This window comes from Marinobacter sp. SS21, assembly GCF_028369065.1.
In the GTDB taxonomy this organism is placed as follows: Bacteria; Pseudomonadota; Gammaproteobacteria; order Pseudomonadales; family Oleiphilaceae; genus Marinobacter.
Genome location: NZ_JAQNDA010000009.1, coordinates 147,714 through 163,811, shown reverse-complemented (window position 1 = coordinate 163,811; position 16,098 = coordinate 147,714). Strand labels below are relative to the sequence as shown.

The following is a 16,098-nucleotide window of genomic DNA, read 5'->3' as shown; positions in this document are numbered from 1 at the left end:
ATCAGATGATTTCAAAATAACGTTGCAGTTCCCAGTCGGTAATGGCCTTGCGGAATTCCCGCTCCTCCCACTCACGGGTCGCCGTGTAATGGTCGACGAAGGCGTCGCCGAAGTAGTCCCGTGCCACCTTGGACTGCCGCAGGCGGGCCGCGGCCTCCGTCAGCGTGGTGGGCAGTTGGCGTTCCGGGGGAAAGGTCATGTCGTAGGCGTTGCCCTCGATGGGAGTATCCGGCTCGACGCGGTTTTCGATTCCCCACAGCCCCGAGGCCAGGCTGGCGGCCAATGCGATGTAGGGGTTTATGTCCGCCGCCGATATGCGATATTCCACCCGCTGGGACTTGGGCAAACCGGGGATGGCCCGCAGCGCGCAGGTGCGGTTCTCAATGCCCCAGCTGGCGGCCGTGGGCGCCCAGGCGCCCGGAACCAGGCGAGTGTAACTGTTGACAGTGCAGGCGACCATCGCCAGGAGCTCCGGCATCAGGGTCTGCTGTCCACCGATGAAATGGCGCATGGTCTCTGACAGGTGATGGGGCGTGTTGCTCTCCTCATGAAAAGCCGAACCGCCATCGGGTTTGTGCAGCGATAAATGGATGTGGCCACTCTGGCCGGGATAGTCCGGGGACCATTTCGCCATGAAGGTGGCCATCATCCCGTGGCGTTCGGCATACACCTTGGTAAAGGTCTTGAACAGGGCGGCCTTGTCGGCAGCCCGCAGGGCTTCGTCCACACCCAGGGCGGCCTCGAGCACGCCGGGGCCGGTTTCAGTGTGGAAGCCTTCCATCGCCATGTCCAGGTCCCGGCAGTAGGTCATGAAGTCGTTATAGAACTCGCCCATCACCGAGTTGCGCAGCACGGAATAGCCGAAGAAGCCCGGCGTGATGGTCTTCAGTTCGCGATAGTTCTTCTCCCGCACCGACTGGGGCGTCTCCTGGAACATGAAGAACTCGAACTCGAAGCCGGTAAGGGTTTTGAAACCCAGTGAGTCCGCCCGTTCCAGTACCCGGCGCAGCAGTCCACGGGGGCATATCGCCTCGGTGCGCCCGGTGAATTCGCACAGGAAAAACAGGGTATTGCCTTCGAAAGGGATCTCGCGGCAACTGTCCGGAACAATACGAGCCCAGGCATCCGGATAGGCGGTGTGCCAGCCGGTGAATGCCACGTTGTCATAGAGCTGGTCGTTGCTGTCCCAGCCGAATACCACATCGCAGAACCCGAACCCGTGTTCCAGCGCGGAGAGAAACTTGTCCCGGCTCATGTACTTGCCGCGCAACACGCCGTCGATGTCGAAGGCCCCCACCTTGACCTGGGTGGCTTGGCGATCTTCGACGATGGCCTTGGCATCCTCAAGGGTTTTCACATCTTCGGGCTGCATCTGATATCTCCGCCTGTTTTCGTTCGGCTGTAGCTATTCAATTCAATGTTCTATTTATTTCGTCCGTGCAGGTCCGTGTCGTCCGTGGCTCAAACAAATACCTTCAGAACATTTTTAGCCACGGACGACACGGACTTGCACGGACAAAGACGATGGCTTTTTCAAGCAAGGCCAACTGAATAGTTATGTTTGGCTTAGTATATTCAGCTTAGCCAAGCCGAAGCGCCCTGCCACGCCATTCGGCTTCCATTCCGCCATTGGGTATCGAACAGTGCTACCTTTTCAAGGCAAACAACCAACATAAAACCGCATAAAACCGGGACAGATTTATTTTATGACCTATATCGGTGTCATGCGTGAGAATGGAGATCAGGATAAACGATGCTCTCAAAGATCATAAGTGGTGGACAAACCGGTGCTGATCGGGCGGCACTGGATGCAGCTCTTGAGTTGGCTTTTCCAATCGGCGGAAGCTGCCCTGTTGGAGGAATGGCGGAGGATGGGCCAATCAATGACGGGTACACGTTGACGGAAATCGGTGGTGGTTATCGCCAGCGAACGAAGCAAAACATCATAGATTCAGACGGTACCGCTATTTTTTATGAGTCTTATGTGGGTGGAGGGACGGAAACAACCGTTCTTTTTTGTATTCGGCAGAATAAACCGTACAAGCTTATTGATATTGCTTTGGTTGAACCTCTACTGGCAGCAGAGCTTCTTGGCGAGTTCGTCCGTGATTTCAACGTAAGTGTTTTGAACGTAGCTGGCCCCAGATCGGGCAACTGCCCTGCTATATACGACCACGTAAAGCGCTCGGTGGGGCTTGCCATCCAACAATTAACATAACCAAGATTGGCACGGCAAAGTATTCTGCATTTCGGGGTCAGATACCCTTTTGCCCTTCCCACCTGAGGGAAAACCAAATTAGTAAAAGATAAAACCTGTCCCCGATATTGCTAACACTTTTACCGACAACTTCTTTAAAAATTGAGGACCATGGATGCTACATGCCACGCCGACGAAAAAGGGTACCGGGCTCGCATTATTCGGGCACGCAGATGATCTAGAGAATCTTCACGAAACGATTCACTATCTGTGCGATGCTCCCAATGGAGCCGCGGATCAGCACGAACATGCATTGTCTGTGGCCTACGAAATCCGAAAGGCCTTTGAGCGCCAACGGGAAACACGAAAATCGCCGTCCGGGACGCAGTTCGGCACCCGTTTTGTATGGCCCCACATCATTTTTTACACCTCCTACCTCCGTCAACTTGCGGCATACCGTCCCACGAACAAAGAGCACCAGTCCAACCTGGCCAGGCTCGAGTACTGTGTGGAATCGGCTCTTGTCGGGTACGATCCGAAGGTTGGTAGTGAGGTGGTCTCAATCTATCCATCAATCGGGGCCGTAACCCCGGATTTCTTGGATGGCTACGTTACAGATGTGGCCTATTCGTACCTCTACGAAGGTGGCTCTGGTAAGCTGAGATTCCGCCGCTTGCCAGCCCTGATTCGATCAATGGCCCAGTGGTCGCCTGAGTATCTAGAATATTCCGCTATGCTTGAGCGGGAGGCCAAGAAGCATGGGTGTTCTCCCCACGAGCTACATGATTCTCGCGAATGGCCAGATATTGAATGGTGACCTCTAGGGAGCCTCTGATTAACTCCGAATCGCCTCTGCGCGATCTGAAGGCTGTAGATGCAAGACGCGGTTCGCAGCCAATGGCCCTGTTTTGATAAAGAACTTGGCCTTGGCAAGGGCCGCAACGCCGCAGGTGCAGCCTTCAGAGCGCGCCCTGCGGGGCGTTCAGAGCCATCCACACTCGGCGTTGCGCCTTTTTGCAAGGTCCAGACATTACTGCCAAGTCCAGACATGACTAAAAAGTCGCGCCTTGATTGTGAATGGCTCTGAATGCCAGAGGTGATCCGGAGTTAATCAGAGGCTCCCTAGCTTTGTTGCTAGACAAATTTCGGGCCAGGTCTTTCCTTTTGCCCTTCCCCACTCCTGATGGCAAAAAGATAAAAAAGCTAAAGACAAGACCTGTCCCCTAAATTCTCGCCCAATGATTCCAGACACCATCCGCTAGCCGGCCAATGCAGCGACTGGTTGGGAAGAACGGTTACTCTTGGGGTGACAGCCGGAAAAGATTAGCAGGACTCCGAGAGTGCCACAGAGTTAGGGAGACTCTGAATAAGTCTCGAAATCAGCGACAATACGGCCATCACCAACCACATAGGATTCGTTGCCACCATGGATCAGATGACCTTCTCCGAAGCCGAATACCAGAACAAGAAGCGCAAGACACGTCGCGAGATATTTCTGGAACGGATGGAAAAGTTGATTCCGTGGAAGCAGCTGGAGAAGAAGGTAGCCCGTTATTACCCTAAGGGCCAGAACGGAAGGCCTCCGTACCCGCTGTCTGCCATGCTGCGAGTTCACTGCATGCAGTTGTTCTATAACCTCAGTGATCCCGCCATGGAAGACGCCCTGTACGAGATCGAATCCATGCGGCACTTTGCCGGTCTGAAGCTGGATCGCTTGCCGGACGAGACTACCATTCTCAATTTTCGGCATTTCTTGGAGCAGCATGGCCTTGGCAAGGAGTTGTTCAAAGAAGTGAACAAGCACTTGGAGAAAAATGGCCTGATACTGCGCGAAGGCAGCATTGTAGATGCCACTATCATCTCTGCGCCCAGCTCCACTAAGAACAGTACCGGCAAACGTGATCCGGAGATGCACCAGACCAGAAAGGGCAACGAATGGCATTTCGGCATGAAGATGCACATTGGTGTCGATGACACGCTGGGCCTGATACACAGCATCGACACCACCGCTGCCAACGTTCACGACATCGTGCCCACCGACAAGCTGCTGCACGGTGAAGAGCAACGAGTTTTCGGCGATGCCGGATACCTTGGCATTCAAAAGCGGGGAGAGCATAAACACCGCGAAAACGTTTCTTGGTTCATTGCCAAACGACCTGGTTCCCGGAAGAAGCTGGATGCCGACAAACTGAAAGCTGAAAAGATCAAAGCCAGTGTTCGTGCCAAAGTGGAACACCCCTTCCGGTACATCAAGCAGGTCTTCGGTTATAGCAAGGTCCGCTATCGCGGCCTTGCAAAGAACAATAACCGGCTGCATTTGCTGGCTGCGTTCAGCAACCTGCTGATTGGTGAAAAATACATGCTGGCGTAAGGCCAGTGCGCCTGTTTTCCGCCAAAATGGCGGGAAACGGGCAAAAAAACACACAAATATTGGGAGAATCGCGTCTGAATCTTCAGATTTTTGCCGGCTAAAGCCAATGTCAGCAAAAATTAGCAGTTATTCAGACCTTCCTTAGCAGTGTTGTTCCGCGTGGAGTAATAAAGTGCCATTAGGATCGCCTGATCTTCGGCATAGAAGACTTTTTTCCCTGGTGTCGTGATCTGAAACAACTCCTTCAGAACCAGAGTGCATATTCCCTGGGAATAGACAGACTTACCATCATCATTATTCACCAGCCTGAAGTTCACGAAGTGTTTGCCACAACGGGCTTGCAGTCGACAACGCTTAAACTCACTCTTCCGGTGCCAATAGCCCCGGGCCTCTAAAATCTCCTCGGCTTCCTCATCAACACGGACTCTCTTTGAGAGCTCGTCAATCAGATCCATATAGCGATCGTTGATCAGCACTTCAATCCATAATGGACGCTGCCAACCGAATACCGGCTTGGTCAAAAGTACAATATTCATATTGCACGAGTTACCTATTGCATTTATTGAATAACCCTTTGAGTAATATAGAGAAAACCTGGACAGATATATTTTAGGAGCTCAGTTTCCTATCAGTCACAGGTGACTCCCGGCGGCGTTTCAGTGGGTTCAGGATCGCTGACGCAATCTCTCAAAGGCGGCGAAAAAATATAATCATCTTTGCAGGTTGCTGCTAATTGAAAATTCGAAACATTTGATAAGCCTGATCTATGACCGCTGTGTAGCGTGCTGATGGGCTTACACCGGTGCGGACTGCGCGTTGGCCTCTAAACTCAGTTGTTTTGCGATGGCCTGCAACGCTGGAATCACTTCGTAGATCAATTCATCCTTGGGGAAGTTTTCATAGGCTGAGTTCATCGCGATAACCACCTTGCGCGCGGGGTTGATGTAAAGAAACTGGCCGTAGATTCCAATCGCAGAAAAATCCCCACCATCCCGTTCGGTAGGAATCCACCATTGGTTTTTATAGCCCCAGGGGTAATTGGACATCTCCGGGTACGCGCTGGGCAGGGATTGCGGGGTATCGGTGGTAGTGGAGCGCTGCAGCCACTCTTCCGAGACAACACGCTCGCCGGTCATGGAGACACCGCCGTTTAGTACCATCTGCCCTACCCGGGCCAAGTCACGTAAACGCAGTGAAGAACCGGCGAAGGACATGCCCTCACCGCAGGCATCCTGCAGCAAATAGGCATCAGATTCAGCACCGATTTTTGACCAGAGTTTGTCGCGAAAATAATCCACAAAGGGCACTCCGGTGACCTTACGAATAATCCAGGACAGAATATGTGTGTGGATGCTGGCGTAATGGTTGTAGGTGCCAGGCTCGCGTTCTCGCACCATGGTTTTTGCGAACTCATCCATGGAGCCACGCAGCATGGCTACGGTCATCCGCACGATATCGGAATTGAGGTCATCGTATACTTCTGTGAAGCGAATGCCGGTGGTCATATCCAGCACCTGCTGAATGGTTACGCCGTCATAGCCGGAACCTTTCAGCTCGGGGATGATGTCGACTACCTGGGCGTCCAGGTCGGGAATCAGCCCTTCGTCGCGGGCGATGCCAAAGATGATGGCGGTCAATGATTTGGTGACAGAGAATTCAATGTGATGATCCTCTGCGGAATTACCGCGCGCATAATCCTCATGAACAATGTAGCCGTTCTTAAGAACCACCATGCCGGTCCAGTGGAAACGGCGCAGCAAATCCCCCAGATCTCGCTCTTCACCGTTGTAGGTATAGCTTTGGGGAAAAACCTGTTTCACCCGATCGTATTCAAAGCTCTGTATCGGACCGTTATTGGGAATACGGACTGAGGGACGCTCCAGGTGAAAATTGCGGAAGTTTCTATCGATATTCTTTGGCTTGAAGGACGCGGCGTAGGTCATGACCGCTTTAATATCCATCAATTTGTTCCAGACCTTACTCAGCCACGAGAAGTATCCTGTAGTCAGGGTCAGATCGCTCATATTGAATTACTCCAGCCATTGATTGTTGTTGGTTACTGGTCCATCCATGGGAGCGCTGTGCAGTACATGGGACGAGGTCCATTTGGATGAGGGAGCAATATAGAGGACTCACTAAGGCATGACTTGAATGTCCCTGCTACGGCAAGCCAGGTGAGAAGGCGGCTAAGCCTGAACTACGGGGAGACGGTCATGGCAACGGCGATAAAAACAGAAGAGACTTCCTAACACCGATGCAACGACACTTCTGCATCATTGGCGAGGAAAGACGGAGTGACGGAATAGTGCTGCTGAAGTGTGCGAGTGAAATGTGCCGAATCGGCGAAGCCCGCTCCTAATGCGATATCAGTGAGCCGACGTCCAGAAGTCAATTCTCCGATGGCGCGTCGCGCTTTGGCCCATAGAAGGAAATTGCGCATGCTGATACCCAGCTGCGCGGTGAACAAGTGGCTCAGGCGGCCTGCCGAAAGCCCCAGTTCGGTCGCTAGAGCATCGGCGTTTACGCCGCTTGGAAGTTCTTCGCGCAAACGATTTGCAACGCACAGCACTCGAGCATCAGCTTGTGGAAAATTGTAATAGTCAGGACAAATGGCTTGAAACAAGGCCTTAATTTGGCCGGCCAAATAACCGCAAGAGGAAGGCGTGTTGAGAATTTCCGTGAATACCGGTGCGTACTGCTGTACCAGGGCATCTGGTAAGTGCATCTTGCCACCATGCTCGCTCAGAACTTGTGACAGTGCGTGGAATTCCCGGCTGTGAGGATCCCAATTCACGCTCATGAAGGGTCTCAGCGAGGCGTGAAGCGTGGCTTTGATTCGCGGCAACACCAGAAGAGCGCGGCTGCTTATCACGTCACCGGTGGCCAGCGTGACATCCATCGGCTTCCCATCCAGTGACATCATCATAGTCACGGCATAACGATTGGAGACGTTGTCGGTGGCCAGACTGCCCATCCAGACGAACTGATCGTCCCATAAATAAAGTTCCGCGCCCACAACCGAGACCCTCTAAAAACTGGGACTGATTCGTCAGAAAAACCAAGACTGATCTATTTTCACTAAAACCGCGACAGATTTATTTGGGCGTAGGCTGGTAGTCGGCACACTCACCGCCGCTACGGGAGGCTGACATACGAGCATGAGGGCCGGGTCTTGCCTTTTGCCCTTCCCCACCCCGGAAGGTAAAACGATAAAAATTTCTTTATTCCAGACATCAAAAAACCCGCCAACCGGCGGGTTTTTTGGTGGTGCCTTATCGGAGTTAGCCTCCCAACAAGCCCAGGAGATCACCCAGCAACGGAGCATCACTCAGCTGCTCCTGGTTGAGCAGATCGGTTAGTGGAGCAAGAGGGCTGTCCCCACCCAGATCGCCACCTTCCAGCAGTGCGGTCAGCTCACCAACCAGCGGGAATGACCCACCGCCACCCTCGCTCAGGGCAATCAGCTGTTCAACCAGGTCACCCAGAACCGGGATGGAGGCCAGTGGGTTGCCGTCAAAGTCACCCAGGTTGGATGGGTCCAGCAGCATGATCAGGTCACCGAGTAGTGGCAGCTGTTCAGCGCCGCCATCTGGAAGCTCACCCGGGAAATCGTTGGGCAGCGCTGACAGAATATCGCCGATCAGCGGCAGGGTTGCCGGATCGAACTCAAAGTCTTCCGGCAGCTGCAGCATGTCGGCCAACTCACCGAGACGTGCAGGGTCCAGCGGGAAATCTTCCATGTTCAGCAAATCACCAATCAAGGGCAGATCCTCGGGTGACAGAGGCAGATCACCACCTGGCAGCTCAGGCGCTCCCGGCTCGGGAATCATGCCGAGCAACAGGTCGAACAGGGCGCCGCCGAGATTGAGCACGCCGTCTTCACCAATAAACGTTTGCGTGCCACTGAGAACATCCACAGAGACCAGTCCACCCAGATCAACACCCAGCAGGGAACCTTCCAGCAGGCCCAGATCGACGATTGACTTGCCATCATCCAGGTTGAACAGCTCTCCCAGTACCGGAATGGCATTGAACGCATCCAGCACCATCAACAGGGCGTCTTCAACCTGAGCAGGCAGTGGAATGCCGCTGTCGTCCACCAGGCGCAATTCGACGCCGAGTCCGTCGTTTCTCGGGAACAGCTGACCACCCAGAACATCGGAGAGCTCCTGGGGCAGGTTGTTGAAGTCACCGGAAGCGAAGGTCTCCGCCATGGCCTGTATCAGCACCGGAATCTGCTCTGGATTACCGCCGGTGAAGGCATCGGCCAGACTCTGGAGTTGCGTTACGTCCAGACCCAGATCCAGAGCCAGCGTGCAGTCCGCAGACGGATCGGTGGTGGTGACTGATTTCGGGTCACACACGGCAACCAGTGCAGATGAATACTGGGTAAAATCAGTACCTTCCAGAGTTGGCGTCTCTCCAGCATTCAGACTGGTCAAGGCCGTGAGAAGGTCTTCCACCAGAGGAATCTGCAGGATCAGCGCATTGTCGAGGCTGTTCAGGCCGTCCTCGGAATCGCCAAATTCCAGTGCGGATAGCAAGGTGCCGCCCAGTGAATGCAGGCCGTCAACCAGCATGCCGCTATCGAAACCGTCCGCACTCTGGGATGACTTCGGCTGTGCCAGCAGGGTGTTGTCCAGCAGGACGACCAGACCACCGGTACGGAAGGTATAAGTCTCGGACTGGACCAGACCGTTACCGGCGAGATCGGTGATGGTGGTATCCACCGTAATCTCGTAGAAGGTCTGGAAGCTCAGATTGCTGTCGGGATTAAACTCGATGGAGTTGCCCACCGGATTGATCACACCTTCTACAGTGCCAACCGGGTTGCCGTTCTCGTCGATCTCGGTAACGGTAAAGTTGCCAGAGTTGACGGACTGAGGATCGATCTCTTCGTCGAACTCGACATAGATATTGGTGTCGGTCGGAGCGAGCGTTTCACCATCCTCTGGGGAGGAAGCAACCGCTGACGGTCCCTGATTATCGACCTCGCCGCCCGTTCTGAATGCGGCGGAGTCGTTTGCGGTCAGGTTCTTGACCAGGTCACCTTCCTCGTCACAGAGAGCCCGCAGGTCCGTCGTGGCGGTTACCTGGTAGTCGGTATTGGGCATCAGGTCCATATCGGGGTTGATGACGACGGCCTTGCCCAGAGTGTTGTAAGACGCTGAGACCACGATTGCGTTGCCGTTAATGGTCAGCGGCAGGGAATTCTGGCTAACAGAAGCTGCGTCAACATCGGTGTTGAAGGTCACCCGAATGCTGCTGTTGAGGGCTACGTCCTGCTCGCCATCCTCAGGCACGAATTCAGACACTTCAAAAACGGTGCTCTCGGATGTGCAGAAAGTTTCCTGCACGCCACCCACAGTGCTGTCACCACCACCATCGGACGGCGAGTTTTCGGCCGGAATCCGAGGGTCGCTAGGACCGCTGCCACCGCCGCAGCCGGCGATGAGAAGGGCGAGTGCCGTCACGCCGATCCCCAGGTGAGATTTGAAATGAGTCATGGTGAGCCCCTTTTTTATTTCTGCATTATTTCAGTGTGTTTACCGGTGAGGATGGCCTCAACACGCCGGTTTGTAGCGCGGCCTTCATCAGTTGCGTTGTCGGCAACAGGCTGTGATTCCCCCATGCCCGTCGTCGAAATGCGCTCGGAACCAATGTTGAATTCCTGAACCAATACCTTCATGACAGAGTCTGCGCGGCTCTGGGAAAGATTCTGGTTGTAGCGTGAGCTGCCGGTACTGTCGGTGTGACCCTCAAGCAGAATCCGGCTGGTCGGGTACTGGGTCATTAATTCCGCCAGTTTTCCGATGTCATCGAAGTACTCCGGCTTGACGTCCGTGCCGTCGAGGTCGAACTCAACGTACAGGGTTTCCTTGATTTCACGGGTCAGCTCCCGGGCGCAGCCATCTTCATCCACCAAGGCACCCCGGGGGGTGTTGGGGCACAAGTCGCGTGGGTCGGGAACACCATCGCCGTCGGTGTCGGCGGGCGGAGCGACAGGCGGAGCGACGGGCGCAGGGAGCTCGGGAAGCTGGTTTCTGGGAGCCTGCGGATAAGAACGGTTGAACAGGAACTGAACGCCGGCAAAGACCTGGCCATCAACGTAGCCATCTTCCAGTTCTGTACGGGCACGCGCACCGGCTTCGAAAACAATACGTTCACTTACCATGCGCTGGAAGCCGCCTTCGAGGTACAGGGCGTCTTCGGTTTTTGAATCAAGTGCGCCGTCGACGTCAATGTCGGTGTAGCTGTAGCCCAGCCCCGCAAACGGACGCCAGTTGGCGAGCCGGAATTTCCCGGGATGAATGCGACCGGCGATTGAGCCCCGCAGAATTTCGGTGTCGATATCGGTTGAACGGGTCTCAGCGTCGCCATAGCTGAATGCCCCCATCAACGTGAAATTGGGGTTGAACTGATGCCCCAATGTAAGGCCGTATTCCGGGTAGTTTGCGAGGTTATCGATATTGGACGACTTGTCTTTCGAATTGCCGGAGTCGACAAAACCGACTTCAGCACCAACGAAGCTGTAGGACAACGGAAAATGATTGGTGTCAGCGTGCGCCCAGTTAAGGGGGAGTGCTACGCATCCAGCCAGCAGAAGCTTGGGAAGTTGAGTCATGGAAGCGTGATACCTTTCACGTATTTGGTTTTTGGCTGTCGCCCGAAGGGTCCTTGGCGAGTAATATTCTTGCTAAGCTCACAGGAATGTGACTGAATGTTTCTTTTTGTTAATGGGCAAGAAAATATATTAGTGGCCCATAAAGCAGCATTGGCCCGTAAGCTGGATACCGCTGTCAGTTCGACCAAGTCAGACTGTGGTAACCGCCTGATTTTACAATGGTTCACATTTTGACGTGATGCGGTGGGAGCAACTCAACGGTCCGTCAGATTGAATTCGATGATCCGATTTTGTTGTAAGCCCTCCGGAGAAGTCCCATCAGCGACCATGCGTCTTTCGGGTGCGCCCTGGTCGGCCAGATATCGCCCCACAGCCACTGCCCGCGCGGTGGACAGCTCCCCAACTAAAAGAGCAAAGGGGGTCAACGGGATTCTGGACCTCCCCTAGTCCACTCTGCCCCAGCTTCCCCAGCGAAAAACCGGAGCGAAAAACCGGGACAGATTTATTTAATAGCCTGTCAATCAAGTGAAAATAGTTCTGTCCCGGTTTCCGTTGCCCTAACGCGGAGCTGGCCCGGATAAGTAAGCAAGGCCCGCAGATTGACTTCGATACTTATCAAAGTATGATATGGTTCGAAACCCATCGAACTGAGGTGAAGCATGGCCAAGCAATCCCCTATCCCTTCCTGGGCGGAACAGCATGTTCCGGAGCAAGCCGGAAAGATCTTTCTGATTACCGGCGCTAACAGCGGTATCGGCTTTGAGGCAGCCAAGGTACTGGCGGCGAAGGGGGGCAAGGTCATTATGGCCTGCCGTAATCTTGCCAAGGCGGAGGAGGCCCGCGACGCCATCATCGGGGCGGTCGGGGCCGCTGACATTGATCTGATCGCGCTGAACCTGGCGGATCTGAAATCTGTGAGCGTCTGTGCCGAGAAACTCAACCAGCAGTACGAGCGTATCGATGTGTTGATCAACAACGCCGGTATCGGCTGGATTCAGCGTCAGCAGACCGTCGATGGCTTTGAGATGCAGCTCGGCACCAATCACCTCGGTCACTTCGCGCTCACGGCCCAGTTGCTCGGGTTGCTGCGCAAGTCGCCGGATGCGCGCGTGGTCTCCACCGCCAGCCTGGCGCATTGGGCCGGCAAGATCCATTTTGACGACCTGCAACTAAGCCGGAAGTACAACGGCGCCACCGCCTATTGCCAGAGCAAGCTGGCCAACCTGCTGTTCGGCCTGGAACTGCAGCGCCAGTTCGCCAACCATACGGTGCCGATTCGCTCGATCATCGTCCATCCCGGCTTGTCCTCCACCAGCCTCGCGAATGCCGCACTGGCCGAGCGTCACGCCGCCCTGGTGAAGATCAGCGAGCGCGTCGCGCCATTCGTCTCGCAAGCCCCGGACATGGGTTGTTTACCGACGCTGTATGCCGCTACCTCGGAACAGGTCCAGGGCGGCGACTACATCGGGCCTAAACACCTTTTTGAGATATTTGGGCCGCCGGCCAAGGCTAAAATTGCACGCCACGCCCAAGACCCGCGCATCGCAGCCCAGCTTTGGGCGGTTTCAGAGTCCTTGACGGGCCAGAATTACAAGACCGCACTGGCGGCGATCTAGCGAAAAAAGGCATTGAAAAGGGGCGGGTTGTGTTTTATTTAACAATTCGCCCTCCCCCGAAGCCCGGTACTGCTGAACCGCATGGGTGTTGACCAGCATCAGCTGGTAGCCGGCAGGCCGTCCACCAGCCAGTGTCAGTTGAAGACGGACTCCACCGCGACGGTGTAGAGATCCTCCCGGAAAGGTCGCAGTGCCCGTTCGATGACGGACAGTTCGTTGGGTAGGCGTTGCTGGAACAGTGTGGGCGTCAATGGCGCATTAAGCTCATGCCAGCCTCCTGTAGCGGCGCTGAGTGTGCCGACTACCAGCCTACTCCGGATGACGGGCAACGGGAGGCTGGCCACATGATTTTCAGATTTATCCTAAGGCCAACCAAGCCAGCGAAACAGTTCGGTCCCGGTTTTCGCCTTAAAATTTGGGGCTGCCGTTGGATTCAGTAGAGCTTCAGCCCCCCTGCGCCATTCTTTCGAGCAGTTCCTCGTATTGTTGACGCGCCAGCGGATAATCCCCCAGTGCCAGGGCTTCCTCGTAGTATCTCCTGGCTTCTTGCAAGCGCCCTTGCCCAAGAAGGAAGTGCGCATAGTTCCCTCTCACGTGCGGGCTCAAAGGCTCAAGCTCCATTTCCTGCCAATAGGATTCCTCCACCACCGCATAATCTTCCTGGGCGCGGGCGATACGACGCTCCTGCCGTAGAACCCATCGTAGCTCGAAGTTTTCGGACGCCTCATTTCTTGCCCAGTTGAGTGATTATCCCGACGTACAAGTTGTGTGCGCGCAAGTCGATTCCACATTAATTGCGGGTGGCGTTATGGTAAAAACTCCTGAGTCTTTTCCCTTGTAGAGCCTGGTCGCCTTACAGCCTAGCGGTCAACTGCTAGGCTTGTGAGAAGGCTCAATTGGGACCAAAGCGCATAGTCTCGGATTAGTTTTCCGCTGCGCTCCAAGCCAGCCGCAACTTCGGGCGATGGGTCGCTTTTTAATCACAGAGGAGAACTGCCATGTCCGACAAGTTAAACATTCTTTTAGTACACGGCGCTTGGGGTGACGGCTCCCATTGGCGTCATGTTATTCCGACGCTACATAACAAAGGCTACCGGGTTCGTGCTGTACAAAATCCGCTGACTTCGCTGCCAGATGACATCGAACGAACCAGTAAACTCGCCGCCGCTTTAAATGGTCCAACCCTGTTGGTCGGCCACTCTTACGGCGGCATGGTCATTACCGGCGCCGGTCATACACCTAATGTCGTAGGACTGGTGTATATCGCCGCATTTGCACCGGATGAGGGTGAAAATCCAGGCGGCCTGTTCGCGATGAGAGAAGCGCCTCCGGGAGCAGCGATTATTCGTCCAGATGACAATGGCTTTCTCTGGCTAGACACAGAGAAATTCCGTGAAAACTTCTGTCAAGATGTTGACGACACCGAGGCACTGGTCATGGCTTTAAGTCAAAAGCCAATCGCAGCCCGATGCTTCGAGGACAAGTCCGGTGCTCCGGCATGGAAAGAAAAACCTAGCTGGTATCAGGTATCTGCGAATGACCGCATGATTCCACCAGAAACGGAAGAATGGTTTGCCGAGCGCATGAAAGCTCAAAAAACGATCACTTTACAAGCAGGCCATGCACCCATGGCCTCGCATCCGGGTGAGGTTATTGCGTTAATTGATGAAGCTGCCAGCTCTTTCGGCTAAGTTCGGTTAACACGCCCTAGGCGGAAAAGTCGAAACCGAAAGTCGAAACCGGGACAGATTTATTTTAAGGCTATGAAGTCAGCGAAAATGGATCAGCCCCGGTTTCCACGCGGTTTAGTTGCCACAACTTTCACAATTTCTACAAGCGAACGCTCAAACGAAAACCCCGTACCATTGCTACACTATTGCTACACTAGGGAGAACGACCGCCCAAGCGCATTCGCCAGGCTCTAGTAAGCACAGGGAAGGCCATGTTTCGAGCTTTCAATAACCTCCTACTCCTGCTGCTCCTGGTACCGTTCTTCATCGCTTCCTGTAAGGAGGATTTCATAACGGCGATGCAGCTATGGCCGCTGTTTCTGGGATTCGCCATTTTCTGTGTCGTGGTTTCTGTGCTGGTTATTGCGCTTCATAAGCTTGGGGAGTTTTTACTGAGGCAGGTGCGGGAACGATATAGGGGTTAACTCACAGCAATAGCTCCCTCAACTATAGTGCTGGTGATATATTGGTTAAATACAGCCAAACCCCATCTCGTTGGTAGTGAGAACAAGCGCGCGGACAGAGTGCGTGTTTCCTGCTGTCAGCTCCGCCTGCCACTTGTTATCTCCTCTAAGTTAGCCCGTAGGGCGAAGGCTTCCCGGCCATTCCTGCCGTTGAGGGTATTTGACGGCCCCGGTCATTGAGGAGTGAGCTTATGAAAACCGCGCTCAGTCAACGTCACACCGCCTGTTCCATCTATGCTTTGGCACTTATTGGCCTTAATGATTTGGCATTCGCCACCGAGCCATCGATGTTCAATGGCCCGCCAGTGGCGGTGGGCGACGGGACGGCTCGCGTGATGGTCGTGGTCAACGACACCAACGAACCCGAGTCCATTTCTGTTGTGATGACCAAAGACGCACTTCAGGGGCTGCCCGAAGCCCAGGCGGATCAATCGGTATGGATCTTCCCGCTACCTCTGCCGGATGCCGGCCCCAACACGGGTTATGACCACGTGGTTCTTGACTGGAACCCGGCAGGGCACGAGCCCGAAGGGGTCTATTCCGTCCCTCACTTTGATGTGCATTTTTATCTGATCGACCATGAAACCCGTGAGGCGATCACGTTCCGCGGGGAGGATCGAGCCATGGCCATGGCAGCGCCAGACCCACAACTACTTCCCGAAGGGTATGTCATTCCACCCGATACGGAAGTGGAACAAATGGGAATGCATGCCCTCGACCCTGCCGGTGAAGAATTCCATGGCAGGCCCTTTAGCCACAACCTCATCTATGGCTATTACAAGGGTCAATTGATTTTCATTGAGCCCATGGTGTCATTGGCTTTTCTCCAGTTGCTCCCCGAGATGACGGCGTCGATAAAAAGGCCGCAAACATACAGCTATCCGGGGTGGTATCCGGCGAGCTACCGGATCGAGTTCGATGTCGGTAACGGTGAATACTCCATCGCGCTGGAGAAGCTGCAAAGGTTTGACTGAAGGGCGGCACCACTCGATATCCCGATCCCCCAAACGACCCAGGCCTATCCCAGGGTTTCCTTTTGATTGACACCCGCCCCGGACCTGTGATGTTATCACCGTTAACTATGTTAACACCTTT

General features: G+C 54.4%; 13 protein-coding genes. 6 read left to right on the top strand and 7 right to left on the bottom strand.

Going from position 1 to position 16,098, the window contains the following annotated elements; translation table 11 throughout:
• Window position 1 precedes the first annotated feature (1 nt).
• On the bottom strand, window positions 2-1,372 hold the full coding sequence (locus N6L25_RS13485) for a glutamine synthetase family protein (RefSeq protein ID WP_271981224.1): 1,371 nt from the start codon (window positions 1,370-1,372) through the stop codon (window positions 2-4).
• Between the two features lie 381 nt (window positions 1,373-1,753).
• Here N6L25_RS13485 and N6L25_RS13480 point away from each other — a divergent pair, with 381 nt between their 5' ends.
• The 3 genes from N6L25_RS13480 to N6L25_RS13470 all read left to right on the top strand — a co-directional run bounded on the left by N6L25_RS13480 (window position 1,754) and on the right by N6L25_RS13470 (window position 4,568).
• Complete coding sequence (locus N6L25_RS13480; protein ID WP_271981222.1) at window positions 1,754-2,218, top strand: YpsA SLOG family protein; 465 nt, start codon at window positions 1,754-1,756, stop codon at window positions 2,216-2,218.
• A 154-nt stretch (window positions 2,219-2,372) separates the two neighbouring features.
• Window positions 2,373-3,014 (top strand): DUF6904 family protein, encoded by a 642-nt coding sequence (locus tag N6L25_RS13475; RefSeq protein WP_271981220.1) that lies wholly within the window; start codon window positions 2,373-2,375, stop codon window positions 3,012-3,014.
• A gap of 609 nt (window positions 3,015-3,623) precedes the next feature.
• Window positions 3,624-4,568 carry an IS5 family transposase gene (locus N6L25_RS13470; RefSeq protein ID WP_271981218.1) on the top strand — a complete coding sequence of 315 codons (945 nt, stop codon included), beginning with the start codon at window positions 3,624-3,626 and terminating at the stop codon, window positions 4,566-4,568.
• Window positions 4,569-4,687: 119 nt separating this feature from the next.
• On the opposite strand, the gene N6L25_RS13465 is transcribed toward N6L25_RS13470, so the two are convergent.
• From N6L25_RS13465 to N6L25_RS13445, 5 genes are all read right to left on the bottom strand, one after another.
• Window positions 4,688-5,104 (bottom strand): hypothetical protein, encoded by a 417-nt coding sequence (locus N6L25_RS13465; protein ID WP_271981215.1) that lies wholly within the window; start codon window positions 5,102-5,104, stop codon window positions 4,688-4,690.
• Window positions 5,105-5,362: 258 nt separating this feature from the next.
• A complete protein-coding gene (locus N6L25_RS13460) occupies window positions 5,363-6,592 on the bottom strand; it encodes a serine hydrolase domain-containing protein (RefSeq protein ID WP_271981213.1) in 1,230 nt (409 codons plus the stop codon).
• Between the two features lie 221 nt (window positions 6,593-6,813).
• Entirely contained in the window at window positions 6,814-7,584 is a 771-nt protein-coding gene (locus N6L25_RS13455) for a helix-turn-helix domain-containing protein (protein ID WP_271981211.1), read from the bottom strand.
• Between the two features lie 265 nt (window positions 7,585-7,849).
• Entirely contained in the window at window positions 7,850-10,075 is a 2,226-nt protein-coding gene (locus N6L25_RS13450) for an Ig-like domain-containing protein (RefSeq protein WP_271981209.1), read from the bottom strand.
• Window positions 10,076-10,089: 14 nt separating this feature from the next.
• On the bottom strand, window positions 10,090-11,193 hold the full coding sequence (locus N6L25_RS13445; protein ID WP_271981207.1) for an OmpA family protein: 1,104 nt from the start codon (window positions 11,191-11,193) through the stop codon (window positions 10,090-10,092).
• A gap of 659 nt (window positions 11,194-11,852) precedes the next feature.
• Between N6L25_RS13445 and N6L25_RS13440 the strand changes: the two genes are divergently transcribed.
• Window positions 11,853-12,809, top strand: coding sequence for an oxidoreductase (locus N6L25_RS13440; RefSeq protein WP_271981205.1), 957 nt, complete (start codon window positions 11,853-11,855; stop codon window positions 12,807-12,809).
• A 444-nt stretch (window positions 12,810-13,253) separates the two neighbouring features.
• Here N6L25_RS13440 and N6L25_RS13435 read toward each other — a convergent pair whose 3' ends face one another.
• A complete protein-coding gene (locus tag N6L25_RS13435; protein ID WP_271981203.1) occupies window positions 13,254-13,457 on the bottom strand; it encodes a hypothetical protein in 204 nt (67 codons plus the stop codon).
• Window positions 13,458-13,807: 350 nt separating this feature from the next.
• On the opposite strand from N6L25_RS13435, the gene N6L25_RS13430 reads away from it, so the two are divergent.
• On the top strand, window positions 13,808-14,500 hold the full coding sequence (locus tag N6L25_RS13430; RefSeq protein WP_271981201.1) for an alpha/beta hydrolase: 693 nt from the start codon (window positions 13,808-13,810) through the stop codon (window positions 14,498-14,500).
• 694 nt (window positions 14,501-15,194) lie between these two features.
• Window positions 15,195-15,977, top strand: coding sequence for a DUF5602 domain-containing protein (locus tag N6L25_RS13425; protein WP_271981199.1), 783 nt, complete (start codon window positions 15,195-15,197; stop codon window positions 15,975-15,977).
• Window positions 15,978-16,098: the final 121 nt, after the last annotated feature.

Coding starts and splice junctions, on each gene's coding strand:
- N6L25_RS13475 (WP_271981220.1), top strand. CDS start 2,373: ATGCTACATGCCACGCCGACGAAAAAGGGTACCGGGCTCGCATTATTC.
- N6L25_RS13445 (WP_271981207.1), bottom strand. CDS start 11,193: ATGACTCAACTTCCCAAGCTTCTGCTGGCTGGATGCGTAGCACTCCCC.
- N6L25_RS13480 (WP_271981222.1), top strand. CDS start 1,754: ATGCTCTCAAAGATCATAAGTGGTGGACAAACCGGTGCTGATCGGGCG.
- N6L25_RS13440 (WP_271981205.1), top strand. CDS start 11,853: ATGGCCAAGCAATCCCCTATCCCTTCCTGGGCGGAACAGCATGTTCCG.
- N6L25_RS13465 (WP_271981215.1), bottom strand. CDS start 5,104: ATGAATATTGTACTTTTGACCAAGCCGGTATTCGGTTGGCAGCGTCCA.
- N6L25_RS13425 (WP_271981199.1), top strand. CDS start 15,195: ATGAAAACCGCGCTCAGTCAACGTCACACCGCCTGTTCCATCTATGCT.
- N6L25_RS13450 (WP_271981209.1), bottom strand. CDS start 10,075: ATGACTCATTTCAAATCTCACCTGGGGATCGGCGTGACGGCACTCGCC.
- N6L25_RS13430 (WP_271981201.1), top strand. CDS start 13,808: ATGTCCGACAAGTTAAACATTCTTTTAGTACACGGCGCTTGGGGTGAC.
- N6L25_RS13485 (WP_271981224.1), bottom strand. CDS start 1,372: ATGCAGCCCGAAGATGTGAAAACCCTTGAGGATGCCAAGGCCATCGTC.
- N6L25_RS13460 (WP_271981213.1), bottom strand. CDS start 6,592: ATGAGCGATCTGACCCTGACTACAGGATACTTCTCGTGGCTGAGTAAG.
- N6L25_RS13470 (WP_271981218.1), top strand. CDS start 3,624: ATGGATCAGATGACCTTCTCCGAAGCCGAATACCAGAACAAGAAGCGC.